The sequence below is a fragment of the Nocardioides massiliensis genome (assembly GCF_030811215.1).
In the GTDB taxonomy this organism is placed as follows: Bacteria; Actinomycetota; Actinomycetes; order Propionibacteriales; family Nocardioidaceae; genus Nocardioides_A; species Nocardioides_A massiliensis.
The window spans coordinates 819,162-834,352 of sequence record NZ_JAUSQM010000001.1 but is presented as its reverse complement, the minus strand read 5'-3'; the positions used below and the strand labels follow the sequence as shown (position 1 = coordinate 834,352).

General features: G+C 65.7%; 22 protein-coding genes. 13 read left to right on the top strand and 9 right to left on the bottom strand.

Annotated features, from left to right (window positions below; genetic code table 11):
* Window positions 1-104 precede the first annotated feature (104 nt).
* The 4 genes from J2S59_RS04270 to J2S59_RS04255 all read right to left on the bottom strand — a co-directional run bounded on the left by J2S59_RS04270 (window position 105) and on the right by J2S59_RS04255 (window position 3,105).
* A complete protein-coding gene (locus J2S59_RS04270) occupies window positions 105-1,121 on the bottom strand; it encodes a SprT-like domain-containing protein (protein ID WP_306824844.1) in 1,017 nt (338 codons plus the stop codon).
* Between the two features lie 10 nt (window positions 1,122-1,131).
* A complete protein-coding gene (locus J2S59_RS04265) occupies window positions 1,132-2,073 on the bottom strand; it encodes a hypothetical protein (RefSeq protein ID WP_306824843.1) in 942 nt (313 codons plus the stop codon).
* 375 nt (window positions 2,074-2,448) lie between these two features.
* Window positions 2,449-2,634 (bottom strand): hypothetical protein, encoded by a 186-nt coding sequence (locus J2S59_RS04260; RefSeq protein WP_068117332.1) that lies wholly within the window; start codon window positions 2,632-2,634, stop codon window positions 2,449-2,451.
* A 165-nt stretch (window positions 2,635-2,799) separates the two neighbouring features.
* Complete coding sequence (locus J2S59_RS04255) at window positions 2,800-3,105, bottom strand: hypothetical protein (protein WP_068117335.1); 306 nt, start codon at window positions 3,103-3,105, stop codon at window positions 2,800-2,802.
* 261 nt (window positions 3,106-3,366) lie between these two features.
* On the opposite strand from J2S59_RS04255, the gene J2S59_RS04250 reads away from it, so the two are divergent.
* The 8 genes from J2S59_RS04250 (at window position 3,367) to J2S59_RS04215 (ending at window position 10,857) form a co-directional block, all read left to right on the top strand.
* Complete coding sequence (locus tag J2S59_RS04250) at window positions 3,367-4,746, top strand: protein kinase family protein (RefSeq protein ID WP_246360116.1); 1,380 nt, start codon at window positions 3,367-3,369, stop codon at window positions 4,744-4,746.
* Between the two features lie 1,182 nt (window positions 4,747-5,928).
* Window positions 5,929-7,002: a hypothetical protein gene (locus tag J2S59_RS04245; protein ID WP_181641509.1), complete on the top strand. Its 1,074-nt coding sequence runs from the start codon at window positions 5,929-5,931 to the stop codon at window positions 7,000-7,002.
* On the top strand, window positions 6,999-7,310 hold the full coding sequence (locus J2S59_RS04240) for a hypothetical protein (RefSeq protein ID WP_068117051.1): 312 nt from the start codon (window positions 6,999-7,001) through the stop codon (window positions 7,308-7,310). The genes J2S59_RS04245 and J2S59_RS04240 overlap by 4 nt, the downstream gene beginning before the upstream one ends.
* A gap of 184 nt (window positions 7,311-7,494) precedes the next feature.
* Window positions 7,495-7,707, top strand: a complete 213-nt coding sequence (locus tag J2S59_RS04235; protein WP_068117049.1) for a hypothetical protein — start codon at window positions 7,495-7,497, stop codon at window positions 7,705-7,707.
* A gap of 34 nt (window positions 7,708-7,741) precedes the next feature.
* Window positions 7,742-8,086 (top strand): hypothetical protein, encoded by a 345-nt coding sequence (locus tag J2S59_RS04230; protein ID WP_068117046.1) that lies wholly within the window; start codon window positions 7,742-7,744, stop codon window positions 8,084-8,086.
* Between the two features lie 680 nt (window positions 8,087-8,766).
* A complete protein-coding gene (locus J2S59_RS04225) occupies window positions 8,767-9,282 on the top strand; it encodes a mismatch-specific DNA-glycosylase (protein ID WP_068117042.1) in 516 nt (171 codons plus the stop codon).
* 52 nt (window positions 9,283-9,334) lie between these two features.
* Window positions 9,335-9,961, top strand: coding sequence for a TauD/TfdA family dioxygenase (locus J2S59_RS04220; protein ID WP_068117034.1), 627 nt, complete (start codon window positions 9,335-9,337; stop codon window positions 9,959-9,961).
* Entirely contained in the window at window positions 9,961-10,857 is an 897-nt protein-coding gene (locus J2S59_RS04215; protein ID WP_068117033.1) for a hypothetical protein, read from the top strand. The genes J2S59_RS04220 and J2S59_RS04215 overlap by 1 nt, the downstream gene beginning before the upstream one ends.
* Here the strand turns inward: J2S59_RS04215 and J2S59_RS04210 are convergent.
* From J2S59_RS04210 to J2S59_RS04190, 5 genes are all read right to left on the bottom strand, one after another.
* Window positions 10,842-11,168 (bottom strand): hypothetical protein, encoded by a 327-nt coding sequence (locus tag J2S59_RS04210; RefSeq protein WP_306824842.1) that lies wholly within the window; start codon window positions 11,166-11,168, stop codon window positions 10,842-10,844. The genes J2S59_RS04215 and J2S59_RS04210 overlap by 16 nt on opposite strands.
* On the bottom strand, window positions 11,161-11,508 hold the full coding sequence (locus tag J2S59_RS04205; protein WP_068117030.1) for a DUF2958 domain-containing protein: 348 nt from the start codon (window positions 11,506-11,508) through the stop codon (window positions 11,161-11,163). Before J2S59_RS04205 ends, J2S59_RS04210 begins: the two co-directional genes overlap by 8 nt.
* A gap of 172 nt (window positions 11,509-11,680) precedes the next feature.
* Window positions 11,681-12,100, bottom strand: coding sequence for a hypothetical protein (locus tag J2S59_RS04200; protein WP_068117027.1), 420 nt, complete (start codon window positions 12,098-12,100; stop codon window positions 11,681-11,683).
* Window positions 12,101-12,104: 4 nt separating this feature from the next.
* Entirely contained in the window at window positions 12,105-12,254 is a 150-nt protein-coding gene (locus J2S59_RS04195; protein WP_181641508.1) for a hypothetical protein, read from the bottom strand.
* Entirely contained in the window at window positions 12,254-12,457 is a 204-nt protein-coding gene (locus tag J2S59_RS04190) for a hypothetical protein (RefSeq protein WP_220138286.1), read from the bottom strand. The genes J2S59_RS04195 and J2S59_RS04190 overlap by 1 nt, the downstream gene beginning before the upstream one ends.
* Window positions 12,458-13,033: 576 nt before the next feature.
* Here J2S59_RS04190 and J2S59_RS04185 point away from each other — a divergent pair.
* The 5 genes from J2S59_RS04185 (at window position 13,034) to J2S59_RS04165 (ending at window position 14,873) form a co-directional block, all read left to right on the top strand.
* On the top strand, window positions 13,034-13,393 hold the full coding sequence (locus J2S59_RS04185; protein WP_068117020.1) for a hypothetical protein: 360 nt from the start codon (window positions 13,034-13,036) through the stop codon (window positions 13,391-13,393).
* A 93-nt stretch (window positions 13,394-13,486) separates the two neighbouring features.
* Complete coding sequence (locus J2S59_RS04180; protein WP_068117018.1) at window positions 13,487-13,756, top strand: hypothetical protein; 270 nt, start codon at window positions 13,487-13,489, stop codon at window positions 13,754-13,756.
* Between the two features lie 51 nt (window positions 13,757-13,807).
* Window positions 13,808-13,987: a hypothetical protein gene (locus J2S59_RS04175; RefSeq protein ID WP_068117017.1), complete on the top strand. Its 180-nt coding sequence runs from the start codon at window positions 13,808-13,810 to the stop codon at window positions 13,985-13,987.
* Window positions 13,984-14,193 carry a hypothetical protein gene (locus J2S59_RS04170; protein WP_306824841.1) on the top strand — a complete coding sequence of 70 codons (210 nt, stop codon included), beginning with the start codon at window positions 13,984-13,986 and terminating at the stop codon, window positions 14,191-14,193. Before J2S59_RS04175 ends, J2S59_RS04170 begins: the two co-directional genes overlap by 4 nt.
* Entirely contained in the window at window positions 14,190-14,873 is a 684-nt protein-coding gene (locus J2S59_RS04165) for a recombinase family protein (protein WP_068119827.1), read from the top strand. The genes J2S59_RS04170 and J2S59_RS04165 overlap by 4 nt, the downstream gene beginning before the upstream one ends.
* Window positions 14,874-15,191: the final 318 nt, after the last annotated feature.

Here is a 15,191-nt window from a genome sequence, read left to right as displayed (position 1 = left end):
CCTGAGCAAGTAGGTATGCCGCTCTCATAGAAGAAGCCCCACACCGGCTCATGCGGGCCGGTATGGGGCTACTCCCTAAGGTGCAACTAACTATCGGAGTGGGCTCAGTCCAGCTCGCCCTTCTGCGCCATCTGTAGGAGTTCCGGGACGGACAGGCCGCTCTCGTCAAAGGGCACCTTGAACTTCTTCAGATACTTCAGCTTGAGGGCCTCAATAATGGCGGGGTCGAGTTCCTTAGCGGGCTTCTTCTCCCGCTGCGGCTCGTCCTCGTTGTTGCGCAGGGCCTTGGTGCTGCCGAAGTAGTGGCAGGTGTTGGTGACGGGGTTCGTGGCGAACCCAGCCTCGTCCGGCTCGACGCCCAATCGCTCCGCGTTGGCGACAGCAATCTCGTCCGCATACTTCTCCTGGACGAAGAGGTAGGACCCGCGGTAGCTCCGGGGCATGGCATCGAGCTCCACGGGCTGCCCCTCCTTGTAGAGGGTGAACATCGTCGTGGGGTCAAAGCCGCTCTTCGTGGAGCACCTGCCGCAGCTTCGCACCGACCTGGGCGCGCTCCCGAAGAGGTGCTTGTCGCCACACCCCTCACACTGAATCTTGTAGGGGTGGGCTGCCTCCCGCTCCTCAGCAGTGGCAGTAGCGCAGGCCTCGGGGGTGGCGCCCAGTCGTCGCGCGACCTCCTTCCACGCCGGACCGTGCCCAGCGAGCGAGCCCGCGACAGCGTGGGCTACCTCGTGACGGATGGTGTCCTCAGCCTGCTCGCGGGAGCCGTGTTGAAGCCAGCGACGCGAGAGGTGAATCGCATAAGGGATGGTCTCGAAGTGGATGCTCCCGAAGCGCCTCACTTGCCTGAAGACGCACTTGCCGAGCGAGTTGGTGCTGTTGGTGAACTTGACCTTCACATCAGCCAACCCGTGCTCTGCGAGGAGTTGCTTCGTCAGCGCCCGGGCCTCCGCCTCCCCCATGGGCTGCACTTGCTGGTCCGATGCCGCGGCTGCGTCGTAGGCGTCGAAGGCCTCTTCCTCAGTATCGAAGTGCTCGCCTCCGAGAGGGCAGGCCCGCTTCGTGGCGTTACAGGGTGCGGGGCCGTCTTTGGCTAGATGGAACTTCACTGTCGTGCTCATGTCGGCCTCCTCAGACCCGGTGCTTGTTCTTCTGCCACCAGGCCATGAGTTCGCCCACGCTGCCGGTGAAGGGCTCTCCCTCTAGCTTGAGGTAGTTCTTCTTGATGGCCTCGATGACCTCCGGGGGCAACTCCTTAGGCGTCTTCCCGAGCGTGCTGAACCCGTGCCTGGTGGCCTCCATGGCCCGCATGGCGTGGACGGCTTCCTTCTGAATGCTCCTGACGCTTGCGCGGGGTCGACCGCCCGGGTGGTGGCTGGGGTCCGTGCTGAGCTTGGCCATGGCCTCGATGGTTTTGAACTGTGCGTGGTTGCGGACGGTGGGGTCCGTGCGGGCCTGCTTGACCAGGCTCCGTGCCTCGAGGACGACCTTGCGGCGCGCGTCCCACCAGTGGTTGGCCTCGGCCGCGGACATGGTGCTGGGGTCCTTGTCCAGGAACTCCTCTGCCCACTCCACCGGCATGTCCTTTAGGGCACTGAGGTCCTCGGCCGGGGTAGGTGCAGGCGTCTCGTTCAGCTTCGCAACGAGTCCTTCCTGGTCCGCCTCCGCCATGGGGCCGAGTCGCTCCGCGAGGTCGCCACGAGCCAGCGTGCTGTGTTGCCACACATCGCCGTTCTTGGCGCTCCACTTAATCTCCATTGCGGGCCGTCCGTCAGGGTGCAGGAAGGGCACAACCGCCTCTACTGACCGACCGTCTCGAATCGCGTCATCGTCAGCCAGCCAGCGCTGGGCGTCCTCGACGGTTGCTTTCTGCTCAGCAAGCGCCTCGACGCCGCTCGCGCTAGCTTCTGCTTCGAGTGCGGGCATGAGCGTGTCGTCACGGTCGTAGTTGTCGAAGTCGTAGGCGTCGAAGGCGTCCTCCTCCGTGTCGAAGTGCTCGCCTCCAAGGGGGCAGGCGCGGTCGTTCGCGTTACAGGGGGCGGGGCCGTTCTTGCCCAAGTGGAATCGGGTCATGGTGTCTCTCCTGGTCGGGGATGGTGGAGAGCACTATCAGCGGGCGTGCCAGCTCATGGCGTAGCCATGAGCTGTCGCGAGGTGAGGGTCCGCAGTGAGCGCAGCCCTAAGCGGTTTTCCGCATGGCGACCGCGCATTCCCACGCCCGTCCGGCGCGTGCGTCGGTAGCGCCGTTAGGGGGTCGCGGCCATAGCTGTTTTGCTAGAAAGCGGCAGAGTCGATGGGTTGTAAAGGCTGAGGACCAGCACACTGTGGCGAGACAGTGTGCCGGTCCTCGGTGGTCAGTATGCCCATGAAAGAGCTAGCCGTGTGCCGGTCCTAAACAACTGTGCGCCGGTCACCAGTGAGAGGTGTGACCGGCGCACAGCAAGGGGGTCAGAGACGGGGACGCTTGCTCTTCGTCCAGGGCGACGGCAGTAGCCGGTCCTTCATCTTCTCCTCGTAGGCGAGGCGCAACTCCTGGGGGTCAGCGGAGTGGAGCCGCTCGGGGCACTCGGCGTCTCTACAGGGCACGGGCTGCCCAAGACGGAAGCTGATGTGGAAGCGGTCAACGGGGTTCATGTGGACTCCTAGGTGTGAGCGTTGGTCGAGGGGCACTATCAGCGCCGCTGGCATGTGGTGGATGTGAGCGGAGCTAAAGACAAGAGGCCCCGACCGGTCGGTCGGGGCCTCTCAGGGGGAGGGAGTGGTAGCGACTAACGGGAGTGGTCAGTCGTCCCTCAGGGATCAGTCCTCGTCCGTGTTGCCGTAGCGCTCCTGGTAGCCACCGTCCTTGGTGAAGGAGTTGTCGTCCGATGCGCTGCCCTGGGAGCCATCGCAGCTCCCCACCGTGTTGGTGTAGGTGTTGCTGGACTCGATGCACTTACCAGCGTCCACGCCCTTGTTCATGATGGCCGTACCGAGCCACACCACGACGAGGATGGCGACGATGACGAAGCCCGCGATGAGGATGACTGTCTGTACGACATCACCGGAGTCGAGGTTGCCGTCGTGTTTGCGGGCCTCGAGGCGCGCCTTGAGTGAGTTGAGCATGTGGATCTCCTTGAGCGAAAGTCGCCACCTCCCAGTGAGGCGGCGAGTTAGCTATCGGAGTGAGCTGGCGTAGGTGCGCTGGCTCGACTTAGCGCGCTTAGCGCCGTTGATGCTGTGCCGCAGTACTCCGCAGCAGGAGCCGCTCGGACTGGTGGACGGGTGAACCCACGCGAACGCGCTAAAGCCCTGTGAGGCCGTGAGTACTGCGCGCCTGCCCATGCCGTGGGGGGTGGGACAGGGGAAAGCCCCCACCCGCAGTTCGTGACCAAACGCTCGCGGGCGGGGGCCCTGAAGGAGACCCCGGGCAGGAAAAACGCCCTGGACACGAGAACCACTATCGGCGTCGTCGTGAGGCGCCCGCTTGCGAACGGTGCTGTTGCCGTTCGTGTGCGTAGGCACGGCTCGCCCTGGCCAGAACTTGAGCGTATGCGCCGAGATGGATGGGATCATGGCGGCTGGAGAGAGAGGGGACACGTGGCGAATCCGGAGTTCATGCTGGCCGACTTGCGAGAGAAGTACGAGGCGCTACCCGACTCGCCGCGATTCGCTCGCCTCTACGACGAGTCCGAGTGGGGTCACATGTTCGCTGTCCTCCACCGGCGCCTGAACGACCACTTCAGCGACATCAACGGTCGCGCGAAGACCACCCGTCACTACTGGGCCGACAACAGCCGTGACCTGCTCGCCCTGATGGATGAGATCGAGAAGGACCTCCACCTGTTGAGGCGGGCTGGCGTCGAGGCGGAGTTGGACCGCTCCTACCAAGACGCGCTCGACCGGTGTCGGCCATGGCTCACCCCAAGCGGGGGTAGTCCAGTGCCGGAGGACTTCGAGCCCATCAAGGTGGTCGAGTACGAGCCCGTCTTCACCTCCGGATCGACCAGCGTAAAACTCGAAAAGCAACAGACCCCTGTCGAGATGAAGATGGTCGGCAGCGGGTCCTACGCCCACGTGTACTCCTACGTCGACCCCGATTACGGCATCAAGTTCGCCGTGAAGCGAGCGAAGAAGGACCTCGACGAGCGAGACCTGGGACGCTTCAAGCAAGAGTTCGAGGTCCTCAAGGGCCTGAGTTTTCCGTACGTGGTGCAGGTCTACCAGTACAACGAGGCGCGGAACGAGTACCGGATGGAGTACTGCGACACCACGCTGCGCGCATACATCGGTCGGAGGAACGCAGCGCTCTCCTTCACCGCTCGTAAGCGCATCGCCCTTCAGTTCCTCTACGGCATCAACTACCTGCATCACCGGGAGCTGCTGCACCGCGACATCAGTCTTCAGAACATCCTGGTCAAGGAGTTCGACGTCGGCGCCGTCCTGGTCAAGCTCTCGGACTTTGGTCTCGTGAAGGACCCCGCGAAGGACTTCACCCTGACCCAGACCGAGATGAAGGGGACGCTCCGCGACCCCATGCTGACGAACTTCAAGGACTACAAGGTCGTGAACGAGATGTACCCCATCGGTTGGGTGCTCGGCTACATCTTCACCGGCCGGGAAGGCCTGCAGCCGCGGGGTGATGCGGTGGGCGACATCATCCAAAAGTGCGCGATCCTCGATCTGGGCGCGCGCTACCAGACCGTCGCCGACCTCATCGCGGACGTAGAGAGGCTGGAGGCGCCCACGGTGCAGACGACGGCGTAGCGCTGGAACGCGCCACGGTGACAACGCCTGTTGACACGACAGGGACTCTCACGACGCGGCCCTCCACGCCAGCACCACACGGCCCCTGGAACTCGGTGGTCGCGGCACGCCCATGCTCGAAAAAAAAGAAACACCCCGCGACTGTGGGACTGAGGGGTGTGCGGTCGACTGCTCCACCCCCTCCGCCGCCCTTGTTCCACTGGCGCGTCGGCTTCGCCTCCGCGCTCGTGAGGTGAAGGGCTCCTGTTACATACCGGCAAGCCCAAGTGTCGGAGAGCCCCAAGTGGCCCTGTGAGCGGGTTGCCCGAAGGGCTTCCGGTAGTTCCAAGTGGACCCGGGTCACGAAGTGGTCCGGTCCACAGCGGGTGTGCGCCGGGCTCCTGGCCGCACTCCCGCCATCGGGTCGTCGAGCTCACTCGGGGTGGGAAGCCACGGGCAGTGAAGCGGAGCGAGCCGGACCCTAGTGGCGACCGCACGGAGTGAGGGGTGGCGACCCAGGCCCTAGACCGTCCCAGCCCCCAGCTGGGTGGGCTTGGGCAAAGTGCCGACTGACGGAAGGTGCTTTTTGTTCCGGCAGGGCGGTTGCTTCTTGCTTTCCCCCTTTTCGCCCTACGCCACTGGCAGGCCCCACCTAAGCGCTACGCCCCGCCCCACCTATAAGCCATGCCATTACCGACCTCCAACTGATAGTGCGCCCCGAGGGATTTTCGGCTGAAAGTCCCCGCTCACCACGCAGCTACCAGCATTGGAGACCCCATGACCAAGCCTTCCATCCCGCGGCTCAGCATCCCGAGACCGCCCGGCGCGACCCCACCTAAGACCGAGGCTCCGAAGACCCCGGCGACGCCGCCACGGGCGCAGCCCACCGCGCCCGTGGCGGCCATGCCTACCCCACCTAAGACCACCATCAACACTCCGCCCTCGGCGGCTCCGAGACTGCGCCTGCCAGCAGCTCCGGAGGTGAAAGCGTCGCCCCCAGCAGCAACGGAAGAGGTCGTGGCGGCGCCGCCTACCCCACCTAAGACCACCATGGGAGAGCCGCGAGTAGAGCAGTGTGAGGAGGCCACTCCCTCGCCTGTCAGGGAGGAAGCGGCGGCGCCGGTCATCACCCCCGCGTCCGAAGGGGTGGAGGCGCAGCCCGCCCGCCAGCGCCGCAAGCATCGCCGCGCCAGCCGCTTCCGCATGGGGGAGGAGCACCTCGCCGCACTGTTGTGGACGGACAAGGCGCGCTACACCAGCGTCGAGCAAGTGGCCGTCTACCTCGAAAGCGACACCCGTAGTACGGCGAAGCTCCTCGGCCGGTTGGAGGCGCAAGGGTTCATGGGGAAGAAGAGTTACGGGGGCTTCCCCACGGCCTACTTCCTCACTAGCGCTGCTAAGGACCTGCTGGACGCATCGACTAAAGCGGTGGACGAGGCGTCCGGTCCCGGCGCCATCCGCCACACCATTGAGGTGGGCTGGGTCATGCTCACGGCGCTCAGGGGGGAGGGGCCAGTGCGCTCAGTTGCCAAGGAGGCACTCGGCAGGGAGGTGGAGTTGTCGGACTTCCTCAGTGAGAGCGAGGTCGTACGGGCCGCTAACAAGCGACTGGGGGAGCAGCTCACCGACCTGGAGCGACTGGCTCGCAAGGCTGCAAGCAAGGCCTTCACAGCGAAGTGGGAGGGGTGGGAGGCCATCGCCAGCGAGGCTCGGTTCGCCAAGCCCGAGGACGAGGCCGACGACTCCAAGCTCTGGTTGTGGGGCGCCTACGGCGCTCGCACCCATCCCCACTTCCCCGACCTGGTACTTCGCCTGCCGCGAGACCCGGCCACTGGGCAGGCCCGCAGCATCGCTTTCGAGGTCGAGCGCAGCGTCAAGCCCGCGAGCGTGGACAGCATCCTCAAGGCCTACGAGGGTCAACTTGCTGCCGCTGGTGGTGAGGACGAACAGCGCGCTCGATACCTCACCGCGCTCTGGCTCGCGGGAGACGACCGCGTCGAACAGGCGGTGAGGGCACGCCTGGGGGACGACCCCCGCGGCCACAAGGTCCTCTCCCTACGGCAGACCACCGACTGGAAGCGCACGCTCCTGGCTGGCTTGGAGACAGAAGCAGAGGAGCGTAGGGCGGCTAATGCTGCCGCTCGCGCACAGGGAGCAGTCCACATTACGACCGCCCGGCGCATCACCCCATGCCGTTGTGGCGTCGAGTGCCGCGCACGCTACGGACGCTTCCCCACGGAGCAGGCCGCGCGAGAGTTGCTGGAGGAGCTGGCATGAGCAAGCCCACCCCCATGACTCCCGAGGCCTTCGAGGCCATCAGGGCCGACCACCAAGCAGCACTGGAAGCCGTTCGCCGCCTGGCCCACGAGCACGGTAAGGACTCGGAGAGTGACCAAGCCCAAGCGTTGTGGACGGCGGTCGAGCGGGTCCTACTCGGCGCGGTCGCGGAGCACCAACGCCTCATCTCCATGAGCCTGCCCTCCGAGGTCACGGACCTGTGGCGCGACCACTGTGACGCCCTGGAGGACCGCTATGGGTACGGAGCGCTCATCGCCATACAACGCGCGTGGGGTCCTCCTGGTTGACCCCGGTGCGTATCGCTCGGAGAGAGGCCCGCTGGCATGACGCTGGTGGGCCTCTTTTGCGTGGTTAGAGCGGTTAGAGACCTATCCCGAAGCACTGTCAGGACTGTCTGGACGCCCACTCCGATAGTTAACGACGACCAACGCTCAGGCGGGTGAACTCCCGCCAAAACACTAGGAGATTCCCATGATTCGCATCTTCACCTTCTTCATGTTCGCCCCCCTCGCCCTGTCGCTCTTCGGTGCCTTCGAGGACGGCGCGGGCCTCGCCACCATCGCCACCAACATCACTGAGGTGGTCGGCATCGACGCGGGCCACGCCTTTGACCTCGGTGGCGGTCGCACGCTCGAAGACGCCTTCAACAGCAACGTCTTCAGCTACACCGGCCCCAAGTTCTGACCACCCGCCCACCACGACTCCCGAGGACGTTCCCATGACTGACGCCAGGCTCGACCACTCGCTCACCAACACCTACGACGCTCGCCGCCGTGCTGCCACTGACCCCCACGAAGAGTTGCTCGCGGCCTACGAGTCCCTCCTGCACCTCCGCGCCGCGCAGATTCGGGAGTCGGCCCGGGCCTATGAGGCAGAGCTCCACGCCCACTACGAACTCGACCCCACCATGGCCGAAGCCTTCAAGCGCCGCGAGGCCGACCACCGCGATGTGGCACGGAAACTAGAGGGCCTCGCCAACGACGCACTCGACTCCTACCTGCGGCTCCGCGCCGTCGTGGACGGCAACAACGCGGACGACGCCCTGCCCACCCCGAGCGTGTAAGCCCGCCATGAGCAACCGTCACGACGCCCGTGGGGGCGGCGAGCCTGCGCTCCCGCGCGAGCCGGCGCAACCAACGGCGGTGGCAGTGGCCTCTGATAGCCCACTCACCTACCACCGAGAGGACTCCTCCATGACGACCACACCCACCACGACCCCTCCTGAATGGGTGAGCATCGCCCAAGCTGCTCGCGAGTTCGACCTTGACTCCTCGACCCTGCGCCGCCTCCTCCGCCTCGAACAGGTGGAGGTCCTTCACCTCCCCCGGAGTTACCGCGTGCGGCGCGCCGATGTCTCCCGCATCCTCAAGGAAAGGACGAGGCCTATGGAAGGTGACTAGCGGCTGAACCGGACTCCCAGCCGGGGAAGCCCACACAACTGAACAGCCGCTCTGGCCTTGTACGGAGCGGTGCCGAAGTACAACTGCATAGCCACCCGCGTCCCATACCTAGCCCATGGGACGCGGAGTGGTGAGAGAAGCATCCTGAGCGGTCACGCTAGAGCCCATAACCCGTAACGGTCGTAGCTGCGGGTCTCGCGGTAGGAGGGCGTCAGTCCGTTGGAAACCGCAATGCTGTGGGGTTGCGCGACTCAACCGCGAAGCCAACAGGCTCGCCGTCTGGAGCGGGCGTGCGGTCTGCCAAACCCTCACCTACGACTGATAAGCCCGCGACACTGGCTCCATGCTGCCCGACCTCCTACGCCCCGGCCTCGCCGTCGTCTTCTGCGGCACCGCCGTCGCCACTGCCTCCGCCGCGCGCGGCCACTACTACAGCGGCCCCGGCAACAAGTTTTGGCAACTACTCCATGAAGCGGGGTTCACCCCCATACTCCTCTGCCCCGAAGACGACGCGAGCCTACTCGACCACGGCGTCGGCCTCACCGACCTCGTGAAGGGAGTGGCGCAAAGCCATGACGCGGGCCTGGACTACAGCGGGACCTCCTCCGTCGCGGCGCACATCGTGGCCGCTTCCCCGGCGTGGGTGGCGTTCAACGGCCTCACCGCGGGGCGCGCCGCCGCCACGCAACTGGGCCTCGCGCGCAAGAAGGAAGTGGCGCTGGGGGAGCAACCCTGGGGCATCGGCGCGAGCCGAGTCTTCGTCCTCCCAAGTAGCAGTGGCGCCAACGCGGGCATGCCCTACACCGAGAAGCTCAAATGGTGGCGCGAGTTGTATGAGCGTGCGAGCACTGACTCCTGATGGGCTGCGGCGTTCTCCCACGGGACGCGCGCGGCGAACCTAGGGTTGGGTGATGGACGGACGGCCGACCCTCGCGGAGCACGGTGTGGCCACGGACGCCCTCCGAAGCCTCATGGCGACGGGCTTCGCGACATTCCAGTCGCGTCGTGATGCGCAGCCCGCTATCGCTTCGCTCGGCATCGAAGACTCGCCCACCACCCTGGTGCCGAAGCCCAAGGCGACGTCTGATCCCTGGAGCCACTCCGACCTCTACGGCTATGGCGCCTTCCCATGGCATACGGACGGGGCTGTGGCCACGACACCACCTCGGTGGATGGTCCTGGAGTGTGAACGGCTGGAGAGGGCTTCCCACACAGAGCTTCTTGACCTCCCTGCCGAGCTTCTCGACCGTCTGCGGCGCCTCCCCATGCGCGTGCGCGACCGGAACGGGAGAGTTCGCTTCCTCTCCGCCTACAGGGTGGTCAATGGCGTGCGCTGTCTGCGGTGGGACCCGCGCGTCTGCGTCGTCAAGGACACGGAGCTGTCCCACCTCATCGGCCAGCAACCGCCCACCGTCCTGTGCGAGTGGGCAGCGGGACGCGTTGTCATCGTGGACAACTGGCGTCTTCTCCACAGAAGGCCCGCCGTCGACCCCGGCGCCGCCCGGACTCTTCTACGCACTTATGTGAGGACGCACTGATGTGGGACTACGAGGACATGCTCGGCAAAGCACGGGCCTACTTCGTTCGCGCCGCCGAGCATGAGCAGACGGACGATGATGAGTTCGTCATCTGGCACCTGCTGGGGTTGGAGTTCCTCTTGCGCGCACCGCTCGCCAAGATTCATCCGAGCCTGCTCGCGGCACCGGAAGGCGACAGCCTGCTCGCTGCGAACGGCCTGCCGAGCAAGAAGGAACCCATGTCGGTGCCGACTCACACCGTACTGAGCCGGCTAACTCAGATCGTCCCTGGCTTCATCGAGGACCGAGTTGAGGAGTCAAAGCTCCTTATGGGGTTTCGTAACGCGGAACTTCACACCGCGGAAGCGACCGCGGCGAACCTGTCAAACGACGTCTGGCTACCAAAGCTATTGCGAGTCGCCAACGTGATTTGCGACCACCTGGACCTGCCGGTGGACGATGTCCTGGCGGACGATGTGGTCGAACTCGCTCGTCAGCTCGTGGACCAGGAGGACAAGAAGCTTGCCCATGAGGTTGTGAAGAAGATTGAGTTCGCAACGGCCTTCCTCGCTGGCTTGAGTGAGGAAGAGCGCCAAGCAAGGACCCCGGCGACTCCAACGGGCTGGGGTAGCTACACCCACAGCATTCAGTGTCCTGCCTGTACGACGCTCAACGCCATAACGCTGCAGTTCGTGCGGAATGCTGCTGAGCATCTCCGGTCGGATGGCGCGGGCTGGGAACGCCAAGTCGTGTATGTGGCTACTGGATACTCCTGCCCCGTCTGCTCACTACAGCTCAACACCACGGCAGAAGTGGTGGCTGCGGGGCTGCCTCAACAGTTCATAGATGAGGAGTTCGAAGAGTTCGAGGACCGTTACATGAGCGCCCTGGTGGACGACGACTACGGCAACGACTGACCCTGGAAGCCCCGCAGGAAGTCCTCGCCGAACTCCCGCGCACGCTCCACTCCGCCGCGGGCACGGCGCCCCAGGTCCTCGCCTGGGGTAACGGCAAGCTCGTCCGCATCTTCCGCGGGAGGGGCCTCGAGGTAGACGGTGCGCACGGGAGGGGCAGGCGGCGCCACCTCGACCACGGGCTTGGACTCCCGAAGCCATAGCCATGCGGTGAGGACGACGACCGCTGTGGCCGCGAGGACGCTTAGCCCTCGCACCGAGCGCCACACCGGGACGGGGGTGCGGTCCATCGCGGGGACGCTCACCTCAGACACCACACTCTCCGAAGGTGCGCGGCGACCAGTAGAGGTCACGCTCCGCGAAGGCGGGGTAGGGGACGCTGAGGCGCAGACCTGCTAGCTCATGGAGGCTCACGTAACCCCACTCAGGCATGCCGAGCCCCAGGTCGCACCACCCGAACATCACCCACGACGCGGGGTCCGCCTCGGCGATAAGCCACTGGGCGCTCGACCCCGCGAAGTAGCGGAGGTGGATGACCTTCTGCGCGAAGGGCTTTCCATCGGTGGCGTAGAGGCGCGGCATGGCCACCAACTCCTCAGGGGTGGGCACGAGGGAGTGGCCTCGCGCCTCATCGTGCTCGTGTAGGTCGGTCACAGGAGAACTCCTTGGGCTGAACAGTCGGAACAAAGGACGGGGGTGCGGGAGGGGACTCGCCGCCCGCCCACCCAGCAGGTCACCGCGTGAACGGGGTTCCGGCACTCGGCGCAGGGGAAGACGGAGGCCACGCCGTGAGGTCCCGAACAGTCCGGGCCGTGCTCGCAGGCGGTCACGGGGTCGGCACCCGCTCGATGTGCTGCCAGTGGAGGTCTCGCACATCGCCATCGCTGAGGCGCACTTGGTAGTAGGTGCCGGTGAAGCCGACGACCTCGCCTCGACTTCCCTCCCACTCCGCAAGAGCGGCGTTCCAGGCACTAGCTCCGTGCCGGACCACAACCTCATCGCCCACCTCAGGAAGGTGGGGGTGGCCGTGGCGCTTGGGGGTCGGGCGCTCCTCACCCTCGACCACGAGGCGCTGCCCGTAACCGGTGCCGAGCCGTCCCTCGGTGTGTGTGGAGAAGTGGCGCAGGCACAAGTAGGCCCAAGCGCCCTGCCGGGTGCGGGCGTCGTAGACAGCCGACGTCCGTTGCCCGTAGGACTGGCACAGGTCACAGTCGGGACGCGACTCGACGCGAGCGGTGGTACTCATCGGCTCAGTCCCTCGCTGCCATGCGTCGGACGCCCCGCCAGGTGAGGTGCTCCTCGCAGGTGTGGGCAACCGTGCCGTTCTTCAGGGAGACGGCGTGGACGGCCGGGGTGTCCCGGCGGAACTTCACCGAGCAGACGACGCAGGGGTTCGGCATCACTGGACCTCCACCCAGCGGGCGCAGGTGCGGAGCAGGTCGTCGTAGCTGCCGCTCATCGCTTCGTCGTTGAACTGCTGGACCTCAGCGGCGCTTACGCCATGGGACTTGAGCGCCCTTGCAACGCGGCCAAGAACAGCGAAGGCGTTGCCGTCGTGGCCAGACAGTTGGACGGTTAGGTCGGGGTAACGGGGAGTGTTCATGGTTGGAACCATGACGGGAGCTACTAGCCAGTCAACCCATAGAAAAAGGGGAGTCGGGAGACTCCGAAGAAGTCCCGACTCCCCTTAGAACTAGGGCTTATCAGCCATACCAGTAGGGGTCCGAGTCCTCGCGGTTTAGGCGGGCGATGTAGTCGCTGCTTTCGAGGCGGTTGTACCCCGTCGAGTCGCTTCGGCTCTGCCTCTTCTGCTTCCTGGCCGGTCGCTTCAGGCTCTCCGGCACGGGGCCGGGGTTGTTCAGGTCTCTACCGCACTTCAGGCAGGGGAACGGACCGTCCCCGTTGCCCCAGTAAGACTCGCCGAAGACGTAGTGGCCGTTGATGACACTCCAACACATAGGGGTTCTCCTCTTCTGAGCGCTTGGTCGCTGTGGGGACTATCAGCGAGCGCTCGGGAGAGCCATGCCCAACCCGTTCGGTAGTGGGCACGGGCCGCGGGGCCACTCCTGCCTCAGCGAAACCCCCTCCAGGCGGGGGTGCTCACGGGTGCTCACACAGGCGGCCCAACGGGCCTGCTCGCTCCGATAGTTAACGCAACCCACAACGCAAGGAGGCCCACATGGCCAAGTTCCACATCAACGCGACAGGAGAGCCGGGACCCTGTACCGCCACGGTCCGCGGCTGCCCCTATGGAGGCGAGGACAAGCACTTCGCCACAGAGGAGGCGGCGTACGACGCCATCGACGCTCGGGAGAACCGCGTCCGCTACTTCGAGCAGGACTGGTACCGCAACAACAGCGCCCTCTCGACCGGGAGCGACCTCACTGCCTCGCTCGACACCTGGATGTCTAGCGAAGTGGAGAACAGCGACCTCAACGAGCAGGAAGAAAGCGACCTCGCTCAACGCCTGGTGGAGTCCGGACCCGAAGGCGACTGGGAGGAGGTCACCGATACCTACCTCCGCGACGCCCGCGGCTGAGGTGAACGCCCCGCTTCGGCGGGGGCAACGCGCCCACCCTTCCCCGCACGAGCGGGGGTAACCAACCCAACCACCTCACCCGAGGAGAAACCCATGACCACATCCGACCCCGCGCTACGCCGCTACAGACGCATCCTCAAGCGCGCCCACGCCATCGCCGAGAAGAACGCGGGCCGAAAGGTGCGCAACGAGAACTACTGGATAGAGCCCGGCGACGGCGACCCGCACCGCCTGCGCATCCGCTACGCCCTCCCCAACAGCCCGCAGACCTTGACCGCCACGGAGCCCCTCGAGGTAAGCGAGGACGACCTCGACGCGCTTTACCACTTCACCGCCGCGCCCTGGCGCCACCGCACCCTTTGACCCCAACCCCAACCGCTTCCAGAAGGGAGCACCAACCACAGGAGAACCGCCATGTTCACACGCACCGCACTGACTGACATCGCCCACGACTACCTACGCGAACACCCCGCGCCGAGCCGGGAGCGCTACATCTGCGAGAACTACCTCGCCCAGCCCCACAACCCCCAACTCTTCGACCTCATGGCCTACGAGGTCGCTCCGACAGTGGCGCTAGAGCGCCTAGGGGCGTGAGCGCCATGCTTTGCCACTCATGCCGCAAGCCCAAGGTGGACGCCACGGGCAAGGCCAACCACGACCACGACGCGGCACAGGGCTACTTCGGCTACTCCATCTGCGCCCTATGGGACCTCGACCCCCAAGAACTAGCGGAGGCCATGGTGGACGACTTCGCGCGCGGCCTCACCGACCCGCCACTCACCGAAGGAGCCCTCCTGTGAAGTACGGATACTTGCGCGTGAGCACCGGGGAGCAGAGCCTCGACCAGCAGGAGAGCCAACTCCGACGCCTGGGCGTGGAGGTGTTCGTGCGCGAGAAGGTCAGTGGCCGACGCAAGCCCCGCCCACAACTCGAAGCCATGCTGGGGGAGTTGAGGACCGGCGACGAACTCCACATCACCAAGCTCGACCGCCTCGGGCGCGACATCACGGAGCTTCACGGGCTCGCTCGCACCCTGGAGGACAAGGGCGTGGCTCTCGTTATCGGGGGACAACGCCACGACCCCCACGACCCCACGGGCAAGCTCTTCTTCGGCATGCTCGCGCTCTTCGCGGAGTTCGAGGCCGACCTCGTGGCGGCCCGCACCCGCGAGCGCCTCGCTGAACTGCGAGCGCAGGGGAAGGCCACGGGCAAGCCCCGCGTCCTCAGTGACCGGCAGGCTTCGGCACTCCTCAACGCCCATGAGGCCGGCGAGAGCATTGCAGCCTTGACCCATCGGCTGGGCGTCTCGCGTAGCACGGTGCGGAGGACCCTTGACCGCGAACGGGTACGAAGGGCGCTACGGGACTCTCCTGGACTGCGGCGCCAGGTGCGGGAGCTAGAGGCGGAGCGGGAGAAGGCGCTCCGGGACCTCGACAAGGCCATGGCTGAGCGGGGTGATGACGATGCTGCGCAGAAGTGACCCCCATGCGCCCGCCACGGAGAAGCAGGTGCGGGAGGCGTCCACGCTCTTGGGGTCTCTCGCGGTGAAGGGGCGGCTCCACCACCTCGGCTGGACGACCCGCACCTACGTCAGTACCTCCCTGACGACCACCCACCACGTCAACTCGGCGCGCCTCGCAGAACTCACACAGGAGGAGGCGAGCCACCTCATTAAGCGCCTACGGAAACTGAACAAGCGCTACCGCTAGACACCCCCGTACCCCCTCCCAGCGGCCCGCCGGTCCCCCTTCCGGCGGGCCGTTTCCTATGTGGTCCGCCCACGCCCATAGGCGCATGG